The organism is Streptococcus sp. HJ1 (assembly GCF_052399005.1).
In the GTDB taxonomy this organism is placed as follows: domain Bacteria; phylum Bacillota; class Bacilli; order Lactobacillales; family Streptococcaceae; genus Streptococcus.
Genome location: NZ_CP199005.1, coordinates 1 through 15,486, shown reverse-complemented (window position 1 = coordinate 15,486; position 15,486 = coordinate 1). Strand labels below are relative to the sequence as shown.

At 45.8% G+C, this 15,486-nt stretch carries 8 protein-coding genes, 3 tRNA genes and 3 rRNA genes; 12 read left to right on the top strand and 2 right to left on the bottom strand.

Features of this window, described 5'->3' with window-relative positions:
• Nucleotides 1-108: 108 nt before the first annotated feature.
• On the bottom strand, nucleotides 109-1,008 hold the full coding sequence (galU, locus tag ACT17O_RS00070; protein ID WP_000811022.1) for a UTP--glucose-1-phosphate uridylyltransferase GalU: 900 nt from the start codon (nucleotides 1,006-1,008) through the stop codon (nucleotides 109-111).
• Between the two features lie 21 nt (nucleotides 1,009-1,029).
• Nucleotides 1,030-2,046, bottom strand: a complete 1,017-nt coding sequence (locus ACT17O_RS00065; protein WP_084944784.1) for an NAD(P)H-dependent glycerol-3-phosphate dehydrogenase — start codon at nucleotides 2,044-2,046, stop codon at nucleotides 1,030-1,032.
• Between the two features lie 206 nt (nucleotides 2,047-2,252).
• Between ACT17O_RS00065 and ACT17O_RS00060 the strand changes: the two genes are divergently transcribed.
• The 12 genes from ACT17O_RS00060 (at nucleotide 2,253) to ACT17O_RS00005 (ending at nucleotide 15,485) form a co-directional block, all read left to right on the top strand.
• Nucleotides 2,253-3,959 carry an ABC transporter ATP-binding protein gene (locus ACT17O_RS00060; RefSeq protein ID WP_247955281.1) on the top strand — a complete coding sequence of 569 codons (1,707 nt, stop codon included), beginning with the start codon at nucleotides 2,253-2,255 and terminating at the stop codon, nucleotides 3,957-3,959.
• A gap of 1 nt (nucleotide 3,960) precedes the next feature.
• Nucleotides 3,961-5,727: an ABC transporter ATP-binding protein gene (locus ACT17O_RS00055; RefSeq protein ID WP_444817485.1), complete on the top strand. Its 1,767-nt coding sequence runs from the start codon at nucleotides 3,961-3,963 to the stop codon at nucleotides 5,725-5,727.
• Between the two features lie 139 nt (nucleotides 5,728-5,866).
• A complete protein-coding gene (locus ACT17O_RS00050) occupies nucleotides 5,867-6,556 on the top strand; it encodes a gamma-glutamyl-gamma-aminobutyrate hydrolase family protein (RefSeq protein WP_000124768.1) in 690 nt (229 codons plus the stop codon).
• A 168-nt stretch (nucleotides 6,557-6,724) separates the two neighbouring features.
• Complete coding sequence (locus ACT17O_RS00045) at nucleotides 6,725-8,074, top strand: glucose-6-phosphate isomerase (protein WP_000018244.1); 1,350 nt, start codon at nucleotides 6,725-6,727, stop codon at nucleotides 8,072-8,074.
• 127 nt (nucleotides 8,075-8,201) lie between these two features.
• Nucleotides 8,202-9,662, top strand: a complete 1,461-nt coding sequence (gltX, locus tag ACT17O_RS00040; RefSeq protein WP_444817484.1) for a glutamate--tRNA ligase — start codon at nucleotides 8,202-8,204, stop codon at nucleotides 9,660-9,662.
• A gap of 12 nt (nucleotides 9,663-9,674) precedes the next feature.
• Entirely contained in the window at nucleotides 9,675-10,097 is a 423-nt protein-coding gene (locus tag ACT17O_RS00035; RefSeq protein ID WP_444817483.1) for a cytidine deaminase family protein, read from the top strand.
• Nucleotides 10,098-10,217: 120 nt separating this feature from the next.
• Nucleotides 10,218-10,289: transfer RNA gene (locus ACT17O_RS00030), tRNA-Glu, on the top strand.
• Between the two features lie 228 nt (nucleotides 10,290-10,517).
• Nucleotides 10,518-12,066: ribosomal RNA gene (locus ACT17O_RS00025) — 16S ribosomal RNA — on the top strand.
• A gap of 51 nt (nucleotides 12,067-12,117) precedes the next feature.
• Nucleotides 12,118-12,190: transfer RNA gene (locus ACT17O_RS00020), tRNA-Ala, on the top strand.
• Between the two features lie 122 nt (nucleotides 12,191-12,312).
• Nucleotides 12,313-15,215: ribosomal RNA gene (locus tag ACT17O_RS00015) — 23S ribosomal RNA — on the top strand.
• A gap of 77 nt (nucleotides 15,216-15,292) precedes the next feature.
• Nucleotides 15,293-15,408: ribosomal RNA gene (rrf, locus tag ACT17O_RS00010) — 5S ribosomal RNA — on the top strand.
• The 16S, 23S and 5S rRNA genes sit together here with 3 tRNA genes alongside, the layout of an rRNA operon.
• 4 nt (nucleotides 15,409-15,412) lie before the next feature.
• Nucleotides 15,413-15,485: transfer RNA gene (locus ACT17O_RS00005), tRNA-Val, on the top strand.
• The last annotated feature ends 1 nt before the right edge of the window (nucleotide 15,486 follow it).

Below are 15,486 nucleotides of genomic sequence, written 5' to 3'. Positions count from 1 at the left end.
AAAAGCGAGCACCGATTCGATTGCTAATAAGTCATCTGCAAAGATGGCTTTTTTATTGCAAGCTTCAACAAAAAAACAAAGCCCTTATTTAAGAGCTTTGTTTTTCTTCTATTCCCCCTCAGCTAACTCTTTTCCGAGTTGGATGAGGTAGTCTTTCAAGTCGTCTTTGACTTGTGGGTGTTTGAGAGCGTAGTCGATGGAAGTTTTCATAAAGCCAAACTTGTCTCCGACATCGTAACGAGCCCCTTTGAACTCACGAGCAAATACACGTTGTGTTTTATTGAGGGTATCGATTGCATCTGTCAGCTGAATTTCATTTCCTGCACCTGGAGCTTGGTTTTCGAGGATTTGGAAAATTTCAGGAGTGAGGAGGTAGCGCCCGATGATAGCAAGGTCGCTAGGAGCATCTTCTGGCGCAGGTTTTTCAACGAAGGTTTCAACGCTGTAAAGACCGTCTTTTCCTTCGCCTTGCGGAGCAATAACCCCATAAGCAGATACTTCGTCATGAGGGACTGGCATAACAGCGATAGTAGACGCGTGGGTACGTTCGTAGTCATCCATGAGTTGTTTGGTAAGTGGAACAGCTTTTTCGTCCGTGATATCCATCAAGTCATCACCAAGCATAACGACAAAAGGTTCATTTCCAACGAAAGCTTTGGCTTGCAAAACAGCATCGCCGAGACCACGTGGATGTGTTTGGCGGATAAAATGCAGGCGCATGCCAGTTGTTTCATCAACTAGCTTCAAAAGATCTGTTTTCCCTTTTTCTTTGAGGTTGTATTCCAATTCGAAGTTTGAATCGAAGTGGTCCTCGATGGAACGTTTTGACTTACCTGTAACAACCAAGATATCTTCGATTCCAGACTTGAGGGCTTCTTCAACGATAAACTGGATAGTTGGTTTGTCTACGATTGGTAACATTTCCTTGGCCAATGCCTTAGTTGCTGGGAGGAAACGAGTTCCCAATCCAGCGGCTGGGATGACTGCTTTTCTGACTTTTTGTTTCATGATGTTCCTTTCTATAAAGGTCTATGACCATTCGTTTTCTGCTTTAAATTCATTGCTCATGATGTCAGTGATTGCTTCTTTGATATTGACACCTTCGTAGATAACTCGGTAAATAGCCTGTGTGATTGGCATGTAGACACCCAATTCCTGAGCCAGTTCGTAAGCCGCTCGAGTTGTTGAGATTCCTTCGATAACCATGCCCATGTTTGCTTCGATGTCTGCGAGGGATTCTCCACGACCGAGAGCATCACCTGCCCTCCAGTTACGAGAGTGGACAGATGTTCCCGTTACAATCAAATCTCCAACTCCAGAAAGCCCGCTATAAGTCAGAGGGTTAGCTCCAAGAGCGACCCCTAGACGGGTGATTTCAGCCAAGCCACGGGCAATGATAGCCGCCTTGGCATTGTCGCCAAATCCTAGACCATGTAGTGCTCCAGCGCCAACTGCGATAATGTTTTTGAGAGCACCAGCGGTTTCAACTCCGATAACATCCGTATTAGTATAGAGACGGAAGTAGTGATTGCTAAAGAGATTTTGGACGTACTGGGCCGTTTCAAGGTCTTTAGAGGCTGCCGTGATCAAGGTAATATCCCGAACAATCGTTTCCTCAGCATGGCTAGGTCCTGAAACAACGACGACTTCACTACGGAGATCGACTGGAATTTCCTCTTCAAGAATAGTTGATAGACGTTTGTGGCTATCTGGTTCCAATCCTTTGGAGGCATGCATGATGACAACCTTGTGATTGAGCACCTTTGCTACTTGTTGGGCAACCAGTCTCGTTACTTTTGTTGGGACTACAAATAAAACAGCATCCACATCCTTTAGTGTTTCTTCTAAATCATGATAGGCTTTGATTTTTTCGTCGAGTAGGATATCTTTGAAGTAGCGTTTGTTTGTATGTTGGTTATTGATTTCATCAATTTGGTCAGAAATATTTCCCCAAATTCGAACCTCGTGTCCATTGTCGTTTAGGACCTGCGAAAGGGCAGTTCCCCAAGAACCAGGACCCAAGACAGCGATGGTTTGTTTCTTCATCTTTTCCTCCTTGTAAGAGTTCTTCCTTTCATTTTACCATAAAAAGCCTTTTCATGCATCACCTGTAGATGAAAGCGCACTAATTTATAATAAGGAGACTTCTTTGACAAGATGCCTCTTTTTTGCTAGAATAGCATCAATATGAACGAATGAGAAGGAGCTGACGCAGGATGTCGCTCCCTTTATCTATTTTATTAGGAGGAAATATGCTGATTAAAAAAATAAAAATCTATAAATGGCAGGCCTTGGCATCCCTAATGATGACAGGCTTGATGGTTGCGAGCTCGCTCTTGCAACCGCGCTATCTGCAAGAGGTGTTAGAGGCTTTGTTGGCTGGTCAAAATGAGGCTATTTATAGTATTGGCGCTTGGCTGATAGGAGTAGCCCTAGTCGGTCTGGTGGCAGGTGGGGTCAATGTGACACTTGCTGCCTATATTGCTCAAGGAGTGTCTTCGGACCTTCGTGAAGACGCTTTTCGCAAGATCCAGACTTTTTCTTATGCCAATATTGAGCAGTTTAATGCGGGTAATCTTGTCGTCCGAATGACCAATGATATCAACCAAATTCAGAACGTGGTGATGATGGCTTTTCAAATCCTCTTCCGTCTCCCTCTTCTTTTTATTGGTTCCTTTATCTTGGCGGTTCACACTCTTCCGTCACTTTGGTGGGTTATTGTCCTCATGGTGCTCCTAATCTTTGCACTAACTGCCATCATGATGGGGATGATGGGGCCACGATTTGCTAAGTTTCAAACCCTTCTTGAACGGATTAATGCTATCGCCAAAGAAAATTTACGTGGTGTGCGCGTGGTCAAATCCTTTGTACAAGAAAAAGCACAATTTGACAAATTTACCGATGTTTCTGATGAACTTCTCGGCCAAAATCTTTATATCGGTTATGCCTTCTCAGTTATAGAACCCGTTATGATGCTAGTCGGCTATGGAGCGGTCTTCCTCTCTATCTGGTTGGTGGCTGGAATGGCTCAGTCAGATCCGTCTGTAGTGGGCTCGATTGCTTCCTTTATCAACTATCTCAGCCAGATTATCTTTACCATCATCATGGTTGGATTTTTAGGGAATTCTGTCAGTCGTGCCATGATTTCCTTGCGTCGTATCCGCGAAATTCTAGATACCGAGCCAGCGATGACCTTTAAAGATCTCCCAGACGAAGAGTTAGAAGGAAGTCTCTCTTTTGAAAATGTGACCTTTACCTATCCCAATGATGATGAGCCTATGCTGAGGAATGTAACCTTTGAAATTGCGCCTGGTCAGATGGTCGGTGTGGTTGGGGCGACTGGAGCAGGGAAGTCCACTCTAGCTCAGTTAATTCCACGACTTTTTGATCCACAGGAGGGATCTATCAAGATTGGTGGCAAGGATATTCGAGACGTCAGCGAGGGAACCTTACGTAAAACAGTTTCCATTGTCTTGCAACGTGCTATTCTCTTTAGCGGAACCATTGCAGATAATCTCCGTCAAGGGAAAGGAAATGCTAGCGTGTCAGAAATGGAACGTGCAGCACGGATTGCCCAAGCCAGTGAATTTATCGGGCGCATGGAAAACAAATTTGAGAGTCAGGTTGAAGAACGTGGCACCAACTTTTCTGGTGGACAAAAGCAACGGATGTCCATTGCCCGTGGGATTGTCAGCAATCCCCGTATCCTGATTTTTGACGATTCGACTTCGGCTTTGGATGCCAAGTCAGAGAGACTCGTGCAGGAAGCTTTGAATAAAGACCTGAAAGGGACGACAACCATTATCATCGCTCAAAAGATCAGTTCAGTCGTCCATGCAGACAAGATTTTAGTCTTGGACCAAGGGCGTTTGATTGGAGAAGGAAGGCATGCGGACTTGGTAGCTAGCAATGCTGTCTACCGCGAAATCTACGAAACACAAAAGGGAAAGGAGGAATAAAATGAAAACCGTTCGATTTTTCTGGAATTATTTTAAAGTTTACAAGTTCTCCTTTGTCATTGTGATTCTGATGGTTGCAGTTGCGACGATTGCCCAAGCTCTCTTTCCAGTTTTTTCAGGTCAAGCAGTGACGGAACTCGCTAACCTAGTTTTGGCTTATCAAAATGGGACTTCCGAACTAGCCTGGCAGAGTTTGTCAGCTCTGATGCTGAATCTAGCTCTGGTTGTCCTCGCCTTAGTGGTATCTAGTTTGATTTACATGACCTTGATGACCCGTGTGATTGCTGAGTCAACAAATGAGATGCGTAAGGGCCTCTTTGGCAAACTTTCTCGTTTAACGGTTTCTTTCTTTGACCGCCATCAGGATGGTGACATCCTCTCTCGCTTTACGAGTGACTTGGATAACATCCTTCAAGCCTTCAATGAAAGCCTAGTTCAGGTCATGAGCAATATTGCTCTTTACATCGGTTTGATTTTTGTCATGTTTTCAAGAAATGTGACGCTAGCCCTGATAACAGTAGCCAGCACCCCAGTTGCCTTTCTCATGTTGGTCTTCATTGTGAAAATGGCCCGCAAGTACACCAATCTCCAGCAAAAAGAGGTTGGGAAACTCAACGCCTACATGGACGAGAGTATTTCTGGACAGAAAGCTGTTATCGTACAAGGAATTCAAGACGACATCGTAGCAGGCTTTGTGAAGCAAAATGAGCGCGTGCGTAAGGCAACCTTTAAAGGGAGAATGTTCTCAGGCATCCTCTTTCCAGTTATGAATGGGATGAGCTTGGTCAATACGGCCATCGTTATTTTTGCAGGTTCTGCGGTCTTGCTGAACGATCCAAGTATCGAAACAACGACAGCCCTAGGCTTGATTGTCATGTTTACCCAATTTTCTCAGCAGTACTACCAGCCAATTATCCAGGTGGCTGCGAGTTGGGGGAGTCTCCAGTTGGCCTTTACTGGAGCGGATCGTATCCAAGAAATGTTCGATGCAGAAGAAGAGATTCGTCCGCAAAATGCACCTGCCTTTACGGAATTGCGAGAAGGTGTTGAAATCAGTCACATTGATTTCTCTTATGTGCCAGACAAGCCGATTTTAAAAGATGTCAGCATTTCAGCTCCTAGGGGGCAGATGATAGCAGTTGTCGGTCCGACTGGTTCAGGGAAAACGACCATCATGAACCTCATCAATCGTTTCTACGATGTGGATGCAGGCAGCATTTGCTTTGATGGCAAAGACATCCGTGACTACGACTTGGACAGCCTGCGGAGCAAGGTCGGGATTGTCTTGCAGGATTCGGTCTTGTTTAGTGGAACGATCCGAGACAATATCCGCTTTGGTGTGCCAGATGCCAGTCAGGAAATGGTCGAAGCAGCTGCCAAGGCAACTCATATTCATGACTACATTGAAAGCTTGCCTGACAAGTATGATACCCTTATTGATGATGAGCAAAATATCTTCTCGACTGGGCAGAAACAATTGATTTCCATCGCTCGGACCTTGATGACAGATCCTCAAGTCCTAATTTTAGATGAAGCGACTTCCAATGTGGATACCGTAACAGAAAGCAAGATTCAACATGCCATGGAGGCGGTTGTAGCAGGACGAACCAGTTTTGTCATTGCCCATCGTTTAAAGACCATCCTCAATGCCGATCAGATTATTGTCCTCAAAGATGGGGAGGTCATTGAACGTGGAAATCATCACGAGTTGCTCAAGCTCGGTGGCTTCTACTCGGAACTATATCACAATCAATTTGTCTTCGAATAAAAAAGAAGTTGTCCTTATTGGGCAGCTTTTTCTTGTCCATAAAAAATACTTATCACGGTCTTTAAAAAAACATATTAGACAGGAAAGGGGTGGAGTGATAAGATAAGACTGTCGCAAGAAAATCGAAAGGAGACACATCATGGCTAGAACGGTTGTAGGAGTTGCTGCGAATCTATGTCCTGTAGATGCAGAAGGGAAAAACATCCACTCATCTGTATCCTGTAAATTTGCAGAGAGCATTCGTCAGGTCGGCGGTCTCCCTTTAGTGATTCCTGTTGGTGATGAGTCCGTTGTTCGCGATTATGTGGAAATGATCGACAAACTGATCTTGACAGGTGGGCAAAATGTCCATCCTCAGTTTTATGGAGAGAAAAAAACCATCGAGAGCGATGATTACAACCTTGCTCGTGATGAATTTGAATTGGCACTCTTAAGAGAAGCACTCCATCAGAATAAGCCAATTATGGCAATCTGTCGTGGGGTTCAGCTGGTCAATGTTGCTTTTGGCGGCACCCTCCACCAAGAAATTGAGGGTCACTGGCAAGGCTTGCCTTTTGGAACATCTCATTCTATTGAGACAGTGGAAGGAAGCGTGGTGGCTAAGTTGTTTGGCAAAGAAAGTCAGGTCAACTCAGTCCATCGTCAAAGTATTAAAGATCTGGCGCCTAATTTCCGTGTGACAGCGGTGGATCCTCGAGACCAGACCATCGAAGCGATTGAGTCTATCGACGAGCATCGTATCATTGGTTTGCAGTGGCATCCAGAGTTTCTGGTCAATGAAGAAGACGGCAATTTAGAACTATTTGAGTATTTATTAAATGAACTGTAACGGTTAGAGTCTCTAGCCGTTTTTATTCGTCCTTTCAGATTTTTTATATTTTAGCATTTTTACGCAAACGTTTGAATTCTGATAAAAATTGGGCAAATTCAATAAAAAAGCTTGAAAAAATCGAAGGTAAGCGTTATGATAGAAAAGAAGAAATATTGGAGGATTATCATGTCACATATTAAATTTGATTATTCAAAAGTTTTAGACAAATTTGTTGCCCCACATGAAGTGGAATACATGCAAGCACAAGTAACAGCTGCAGACGAATTGATCCGTAAAGGAACTGGTGCTGGTAGCGACTTTTTGGGTTGGTTGGACCTTCCTGAAAACTACGACCGCGAAGAATTCGACCGCATCTTGAAAGCTGCTGAGCAAATCAAATCAGACAGCGATGTCTTGGTTGTAATTGGTATCGGTGGATCTTACCTTGGTGCCAAAGCAGCTATCGACTTCTTGAACCACCACTTTGCGAACTTGCAAACAAAAGAAGAACGCAAAGCTCCACAAATCCTTTACGCAGGAAACTCAATCTCATCTACTTACCTTGCTGACTTGGTAGAGTACGTAGCTGACAAAGACTTCTCAGTAAACGTGATTTCTAAATCAGGTACAACAACAGAACCAGCGATTGCTTTCCGTGTCTTCAAAGAACTCTTGGTTAAGAAATACGGTCAAGAAGAAGCTAACAAACGTATCTACGCAACAACTGACCGCCAAAAAGGTGCTGTCAAGGTTGAAGCAGATGCCAACGGTTGGGAAACATTTGTGGTTCCAGATGACATCGGTGGACGCTTTTCAGTATTGACAGCAGTTGGTTTGCTTCCAATCGCAGCATCAGGTGCAGACATCAAAGCCCTTATGGAAGGTGCGAACGCAGCTCGTAAAGACTACACTTCAGACAAGATTGCTGAAAATGAAGCTTACCAATACGCAGCAGTTCGTAACATCCTTTACCGTAAAGGCTACGCTACTGAAATCTTGGTAAACTACGAACCATCACTTCAATACTTCTCAGAATGGTGGAAACAATTGGCTGGTGAGTCAGAAGGGAAAGACCAAAAAGGAATTTACCCAACTTCAGCAAACTTCTCAACTGACTTGCACTCATTGGGTCAATTTATCCAAGAAGGAACTCGTATCATGTTTGAAACAGTTGTCCGTGTTGACAAACCACGTAAGAACGTGATTATCCCTACTTTGGAAGAAGACCTTGATGGACTTGGTTACCTTCAAGGAAAAGACGTTGACTTTGTAAACAAAAAAGCAACTGACGGTGTTCTTCTTGCCCACACTGACGGTGATGTGCCAAACATGTACGTGACTCTTCCAGAGCAAGACGCTTTCACTCTTGGTTACACTATCTACTTCTTCGAATTGGCAATTGCCCTTTCAGGTTACTTGAATGCCATCAACCCATTTGACCAACCAGGTGTTGAAGCCTACAAACGCAACATGTTTGCCCTTCTTGGAAAACCAGGGTTTGAAGAATTGAGCAAAGAGCTTAACGCACGTCTATAATAGAAGAAAAGAGTGGCTTGCCCACTCTTTTTACTCTCTTTATTCGTAGACATTGGACTCAGGCGAGACTTGTGATATAATATAGAAAGCAAAAAGGCAGACGCCTAGAGACTTTATAGGAGAAACTATGTCAAAAGATATCCGCGTACGCTACGCACCAAGTCCAACAGGACTACTACACATCGGAAATGCCCGTACAGCATTGTTTAACTACCTTTACGCACGCCATCATGGTGGAACTTTTATCATTCGTATCGAAGATACTGACCGTAAACGCCATGTTGAGGATGGAGAACGTTCACAGCTTGAAAATCTTCGCTGGTTGGGTATGGATTGGGATGAGAGCCCAGAAACTCATGCAAACTACCGCCAGTCTGAGCGTTTGGAACTCTATCAAAAATACATCGACCAATTGCTAGCTGAAGGAAAAGCCTACAAATCTTACGTCACAGAAGAAGAGTTGGCGGCTGAGCGTGAACGCCAAGAAGCAGCTGGCGAAACACCACGTTACATCAATGAATATCTTGGTATGAGCGAAGAAGAAAAAGCTGCCTACATCGCAGAACGTGAAGCAGCTGGTATTATCCCAACTGTCCGTTTGGCTGTTAATGAGTCTGGTATCTACAAATGGCATGATATGGTCAAAGGTGATATCGAGTTTGAAGGTGGCAACATCGGTGGCGACTGGGTTATCCAAAAGAAAGATGGTTATCCAACTTACAACTTTGCAGTTGTCATCGATGACCACGACATGCAGATTTCCCATGTTATCCGTGGTGATGACCACATTGCCAACACACCAAAACAGCTCATGGTTTATGAGGCTCTTGGTTGGGATGCACCTGAGTTCGGTCACATGACTTTGATCATCAACTCTGAAACGGGTAAAAAATTGTCTAAACGGGACACTAACACCCTTCAGTTTATCGAAGACTACCGTAAAAAAGGCTATCTTCCAGAAGCAGTCTTTAACTTTATTGCCCTTCTTGGCTGGAACCCTGGTGGGGAAGACGAAATCTTCTCTCGTGAGGAATTGATTAAACTCTTTGATGAAAACCGCCTTAGCAAGTCTCCAGCAGCCTTCGACCAGAAGAAACTGGACTGGATGAGCAATGATTACATCAAGAGAGCTGACTTAGCAACCATCTTTGAAATGGCAAAACCATTCCTAGAAGAAGCAGGACGCTTGACTGACAAGGCCGAAAAATTGGTGGAACTCTACAAACCACAAATGAAGTCAGTGGATGAAATCGTTCCATTGACAGACCTTTTCTTCTCAGACTTCCCAGAGCTGACAGATGCTGAGCGCGAGGTCATGGCAGGAGAAACCGTTCCTGTTGTTCTAGAAGCCTTCAAAGCGAAACTAGAAGCCATGACAGATGAGGAATTTGTGACAGAAAACATCTTCCCACAAATCAAAGCAGTTCAAAAAGAAACAGGTATCAAAGGGAAAAACCTCTTCATGCCGATTCGTATTGCCGTTTCAGGTGAAATGCATGGACCAGAATTACCAGACACCATTTTCTTACTCGGACGTGAAAAGTCAATCCAGCATATTGAAAACATGCTCAAAGAGATTTCTAAATAAAAAGGACTTCCGATGGATACATGGGAAAAAATGTATGAAGAAGCACGAACCTTATACAATCCCCATGAAGTTTCTGACTTTGTTTATGCTAACCATGTTGTTGCCGCGGTAGAAGCAGAAGATGGTCAGATCTTCACAGGATTTTGTATGGAGGGCACTTGTGGCGTTTTTCATCTCTGTGCAGAACGAGCAGCTCTCTTCAATATGTATCAATTTTCAGGACAAACTAAAGTTAAGAAAATCCTCGCCTTTCGAGACAAACCTCCCTACGGCGAAGGATCAGGTATGCCCTGTGGCGCTTGCAGAGAATTTCTCTTAGAATTGAATACTGAAAATAAAGAAGCAGAGTTCATGATGGACTACGAAACAAGAAAAACAATTAAGGTTGCCGAATTGATCCCTTACTGGTGGGGAGAGGAACAATTGGCAAGATAAATAGAAGGAGTCAGTTTAACTGGCTCTTTCCCTTATCTTTTCAGAATTTCGGTAAAGAGGAAAAAAAGTCCTTGACAAAGGTAAAAAAGTAGGTATAATAGAAAGAGTTGAAAAGCTCAAGGTCCGTTGGTCAAGGGGTTAAGACACCGCCTTTTCACGGCGGTAACACGGGTTCGAATCCCGTACGGACTATGGTGTATTGTGGCTAAAAAAACTTGAAAAAAGTTTTAAAAATCTGTTGACAGAGACAGGTAGCTGTGATATACTAATATAGTTGTCGCTTGAGAGAATGAGTGACAAAGACCTTTGAAAACTGAACAAGACGAACCAATGTGCAGGGCACTATAACTGAGGTTATAGTACTGAACAATGAAAAAACAATAAATCTGTCAGTGACAGAAATGAGTGAGAACTCAAACTTTTAATGAGAGTTTGATCCTGGCTCAGGACGAACGCTGGCGGCGTGCCTAATACATGCAAGTAGAACGCTGAAGCTTGGTGCTTGCACCGAGCGGATGAGTTGCGAACGGGTGAGTAACGCGTAGGTAACCTGCCTGGTAGCGGGGGATAACTATTGGAAACGATAGCTAATACCGCATAAGAGTAGATGTCGCATGACATTTGCTTAAAAGGTGCAATTGCATCACTACCAGATGGACCTGCGTTGTATTAGCTAGTTGGTGAGGTAACGGCTCACCAAGGCAACGATACATAGCCGACCTGAGAGGGTGATCGGCCACACTGGGACTGAGACACGGCCCAGACTCCTACGGGAGGCAGCAGTAGGGAATCTTCGGCAATGGACGGAAGTCTGACCGAGCAACGCCGCGTGAGTGAAGAAGGTTTTCGGATCGTAAAGCTCTGTTGTAAGAGAAGAACGAGTGTGAGAGTGGAAAGTTCACACTGTGACGGTATCTTACCAGAAAGGGACGGCTAACTACGTGCCAGCAGCCGCGGTAATACGTAGGTCCCGAGCGTTGTCCGGATTTATTGGGCGTAAAGCGAGCGCAGGCGGTTAGATAAGTCTGAAGTTAAAGGCTGTGGCTTAACCATAGTACGCTTTGGAAACTGTTTAACTTGAGTGCAAGAGGGGAGAGTGGAATTCCATGTGTAGCGGTGAAATGCGTAGATATATGGAGGAACACCGGTGGCGAAAGCGGCTCTCTGGCTTGTAACTGACGCTGAGGCTCGAAAGCGTGGGGAGCAAACAGGATTAGATACCCTGGTAGTCCACGCCGTAAACGATGAGTGCTAGGTGTTAGACCCTTTCCGGGGTTTAGTGCCGCAGCTAACGCATTAAGCACTCCGCCTGGGGAGTACGACCGCAAGGTTGAAACTCAAAGGAATTGACGGGGGCCCGCACAAGCGGTGGAGCATGTGGTTTAATTCGAAGCAACGCGAAGAACCTTACCAGGTCTTGACATCCCTCTGACCGCTCTAGAGATAGAGCTTTCCTTCGGGACAGAGGTGACAGGTGGTGCATGGTTGTCGTCAGCTCGTGTCGTGAGATGTTGGGTTAAGTCCCGCAACGAGCGCAACCCCTATTGTTAGTTGCCATCATTCAGTTGGGCACTCTAGCGAGACTGCCGGTAATAAACCGGAGGAAGGTGGGGATGACGTCAAATCATCATGCCCCTTATGACCTGGGCTACACACGTGCTACAATGGCTGGTACAACGAGTCGCAAGCCGGTGACGGCAAGCTAATCTCTTAAAGCCAGTCTCAGTTCGGATTGTAGGCTGCAACTCGCCTACATGAAGTCGGAATCGCTAGTAATCGCGGATCAGCACGCCGCGGTGAATACGTTCCCGGGCCTTGTACACACCGCCCGTCACACCACGAGAGTTTGTAACACCCGAAGTCGGTGAGGTAACCATTTAGGAGCCAGCCGCCTAAGGTGGGATAGATGATTGGGGTGAAGTCGTAACAAGGTAGCCGTATCGGAAGGTGCGGCTGGATCACCTCCTTTCTAAGGATAAGGAACTGCACATTGGTCTTGTTTAGTCTTGAGAGGTCTTGTGGGGCCTTAGCTCAGCTGGGAGAGCGCCTGCTTTGCACGCAGGAGGTCAGCGGTTCGATCCCGCTAGGCTCCATTGGTGAGAGATCACCAAGTAATGCACATTGAAAATTGAATATCTATATCAAATAGTAACAAGAAAATAAACCGAAACGCTGTAGTATTAAAAGAGTTTATGACTGAAAGGTCAAAAAATAAGGTTAAGTTAATAAGGGCGCACGGTGGATGCCTTGGCACTAGGAGCCGAAGAAGGACGTGACAAACGACGATATGCCTTGGGTAGCTGTAAGTAAGCGATGATCCAGGGATTTCCGAATGGGGGAACCCAACAGGTACTACCTGTTACCCGCATCTGTTAAGGATGTGAGGAGGAAGACGCAGTGAACTGAAACATCTAAGTAGCTGCAGGAAGAGAAAGCAAAAGCGATTGCCTTAGTAGCGGCGAGCGAAACGGCAGGAGGGCAAACCGAAGAGTTTACTCTTCGGGGTTGTAGGACTGCAATGTGGACTCAAAGATTATAGAAGAATGATTTGGGAAGATCAGCCAAAGAGAGTAATAGCCTCGTATTTAAAATAGTCTTTGTACCTAGCAGTATCCTGAGTACGGCGGGACACGTGAAATCCCGTCGGAATCTGGGAGGACCATCTCCCAACCCTAAATACTCCCTAGTGACCGATAGTGAACCAGTACCGTGAGGGAAAGGTGAAAAGCACCCCGGGAGGGGAGTGAAATAGAACCTGAAACCGTGTGCCTACAACAAGTTCGAGCCCGTTAATGGGTGAGAGCGTGCCTTTTGTAGAATGAACCGGCGAGTTACGATATGATGCGAGGTTAAGTTGAAGAGACGGAGCCGCAGGGAAACCGAGTCTGAATAGGGCGCTTTAGTATCATGTCGTAGACCCGAAACCATGTGACCTACCCATGAGCAGGTTGAAGGTGCGGTAAGACGCACTGGAGGACCGAACCAGGGCACGTTGAAAAGTGCTTGGATGACTTGTGGGTAGCGGAGAAATTCCAAACGAACTTGGAGATAGCTGGTTCTCTCCGAAATAGCTTTAGGGCTAGCGTCGACATAAAGATTCTTGGAGGTAGAGCACTGTTTGGGTGAGGGGTCCATCCCGGATTACCAATCTCAGATAAACTCCGAATGCCAATGAATTATGGTCGGCAGTCAGACTGCGAGTGCTAAGATCCGTAGTCGAAAGGGAAACAGCCCAGACCACCAGCTAAGGTCCCAAAATAATTGTTAAGTGGAAAAGGATGTGGGGTTGCACAGACAACTAGGATGTTAGCTTAGAAGCAGCTATTCATTCAAAGAGTGCGTAATAGCTCACTAGTCGAGTGACCCTGCGCCGAAAATGTACCGGGGCTAAAACAATTTACCGAAGCTGTGGATACCTTTATAGGTATGGTAGGAGAGCGTTCTATGTGTGAAGAAGGTATACCGTGAGGAGTGCTGGAACGCATAGAAGTGAGAATGCCGGTATGAGTAGCGAAAGACAGGTGAGAATCCTGTCCACCGTAAGACTAAGGTTTCCAGGGGAAGGCTCGTCCGCCCTGGGTTAGTCGGGACCTAAGGAGAGACCGAAAGGTGTATCCGATGGACAACAGGTTGATATTCCTGTACTAGAGTATGTAGTGATGGAGGGACGCAGTAGGCTAACTAAAGCAGACGAATGGAAGTGTCTGTCTAAGCAGTGAGGTGTGAATTGAGTCAAATGCTTAATTCTATAACATTGAGCTGTGATGGGGAGCGAAGTTTAGTAGCGAAGTTAGTGACGTCACACTGCCAAGAAAAGCTTCTAGCGTTTAAACATACTCTACCCGTACCGCAAACCGACACAGGTAGTCGAGGCGAGTAGCCTCAGGTGAGCGAGAGAACTCTCGTTAAGGAACTCGGCAAAATGACCCCGTAACTTCGGGAGAAGGGGTGCTGACTTTAGGTCAGCCGCAGTGAATAGGCCCAAGCAACTGTTTATCAAAAACACAGCTCTCTGCTAAATCGTAAGATGATGTATAGGGGGTGACGCCTGCCCGGTGCTGGAAGGTTAAGAGGAGTGCTTAGGAGTAATCCGAAGGTATGAATTGAAGCCCCAGTAAACGGCGGCCGTAACTATAACGGTCCTAAGGTAGCGAAATTCCTTGTCGGGTAAGTTCCGACCCGCACGAAAGGCGTAATGATTTGGGCACTGTCTCAACGAGAGACTCGGTGAAATTTTAGTACCTGTGAAGATGCAGGTTACCCGCGACAGGACGGAAAGACCCCATGGAGCTTTACTGCAGTTTGATATTGAGTGTCTGTACCACATGTACAGGATAGGTAGGAGTCTAAGAGATCGGGACGCCAGTTTCGAAGGAGACGTTGTTGGGATACTACCCTTGTGTTATGGCCACTCTAACCCGGATAGGTTATCCCTATCGGAGACAGTGTCTGACGGGCAGTTTGACTGGGGCGGTCGCCTCCTAAAAGGTAACGGAGGCGCCCAAAGGTTCCCTCAGAATGGTTGGAAATCATTCGCAGAGTGTAAAGGTATAAGGGAGCTTGACTGCGAGAGCTACAACTCGAGCAGGGACGAAAGTCGGGCTTAGTGATCCGGTGGTTCCGTATGGAAGGGCCATCGCTCAACGGATAAAAGCTACCCTGGGGATAACAGGCTTATCTCCCCCAAGAGTTCACATCGACGGGGAGGTTTGGCACCTCGATGTCGGCTCGTCGCATCCTGGGGCTGTAGTCGGTCCCAAGGGTTGGGCTGTTCGCCCATTAAAGCGGCACGCGAGCTGGGTTCAGAACGTCGTGAGACAGTTCGGTCCCTATCCGTCGCGGGCGTAGGAAATTTGAGAGGATCTGCTCCTAGTACGAGAGGACCAGAGTGGACTTACCGCTGGTGTACCAGTTGTCTTGCCAAAGGCATCGCTGGGTAGCTATGTAGGGAAGGGATAAACGCTGAAAGCATCTAAGTGTGAAACCCACCTCAAGATGAGATTTCCCATGATTTTATATCAGTAAGAGCCCTGAGAGATGATCAGGTAGATAGGTTAGAAGTGGAAGTGTGGCGACACATGTAGCGGACTAATACTAATAGCTCGAGGACTTATCCAAAGTAACTGAGAATATGAAAGTGGACGGTTTTCTTGGTATTTGATAGATATTCAATTTTGAGTAGGTATTACTCAGAGTTAAGTGACGATAGCCTAGGAGATACACCTGTACCCATGCCGAACACAGTAGTTAAGCCCTAGAACGCCGGAAGTAGTTGGGGGTTGCCCCCTGTGAGATATGGAAGTCGCTTAGCTCGAGGGAGTTTAGCTCAGCTGGGAGAGCATCTGCCTTACAAGCAGAGGGTCAGCGGTTCGATCCCGTTAACTCCCAT

Coding starts and splice junctions, on each gene's coding strand:
- galU (WP_000811022.1), bottom strand. CDS start 1,008: ATGAAACAAAAAGTCAGAAAAGCAGTCATCCCAGCCGCTGGATTGGGA.
- ACT17O_RS00065 (WP_084944784.1), bottom strand. CDS start 2,046: ATGAAGAAACAAACCATCGCTGTCTTGGGTCCTGGTTCTTGGGGAACT.
- ACT17O_RS00060 (WP_247955281.1), top strand. CDS start 2,253: ATGCTGATTAAAAAAATAAAAATCTATAAATGGCAGGCCTTGGCATCC.
- ACT17O_RS00055 (WP_444817485.1), top strand. CDS start 3,961: ATGAAAACCGTTCGATTTTTCTGGAATTATTTTAAAGTTTACAAGTTC.
- ACT17O_RS00050 (WP_000124768.1), top strand. CDS start 5,867: ATGGCTAGAACGGTTGTAGGAGTTGCTGCGAATCTATGTCCTGTAGAT.
- ACT17O_RS00045 (WP_000018244.1), top strand. CDS start 6,725: ATGTCACATATTAAATTTGATTATTCAAAAGTTTTAGACAAATTTGTT.
- gltX (WP_444817484.1), top strand. CDS start 8,202: ATGTCAAAAGATATCCGCGTACGCTACGCACCAAGTCCAACAGGACTA.
- ACT17O_RS00035 (WP_444817483.1), top strand. CDS start 9,675: ATGGATACATGGGAAAAAATGTATGAAGAAGCACGAACCTTATACAAT.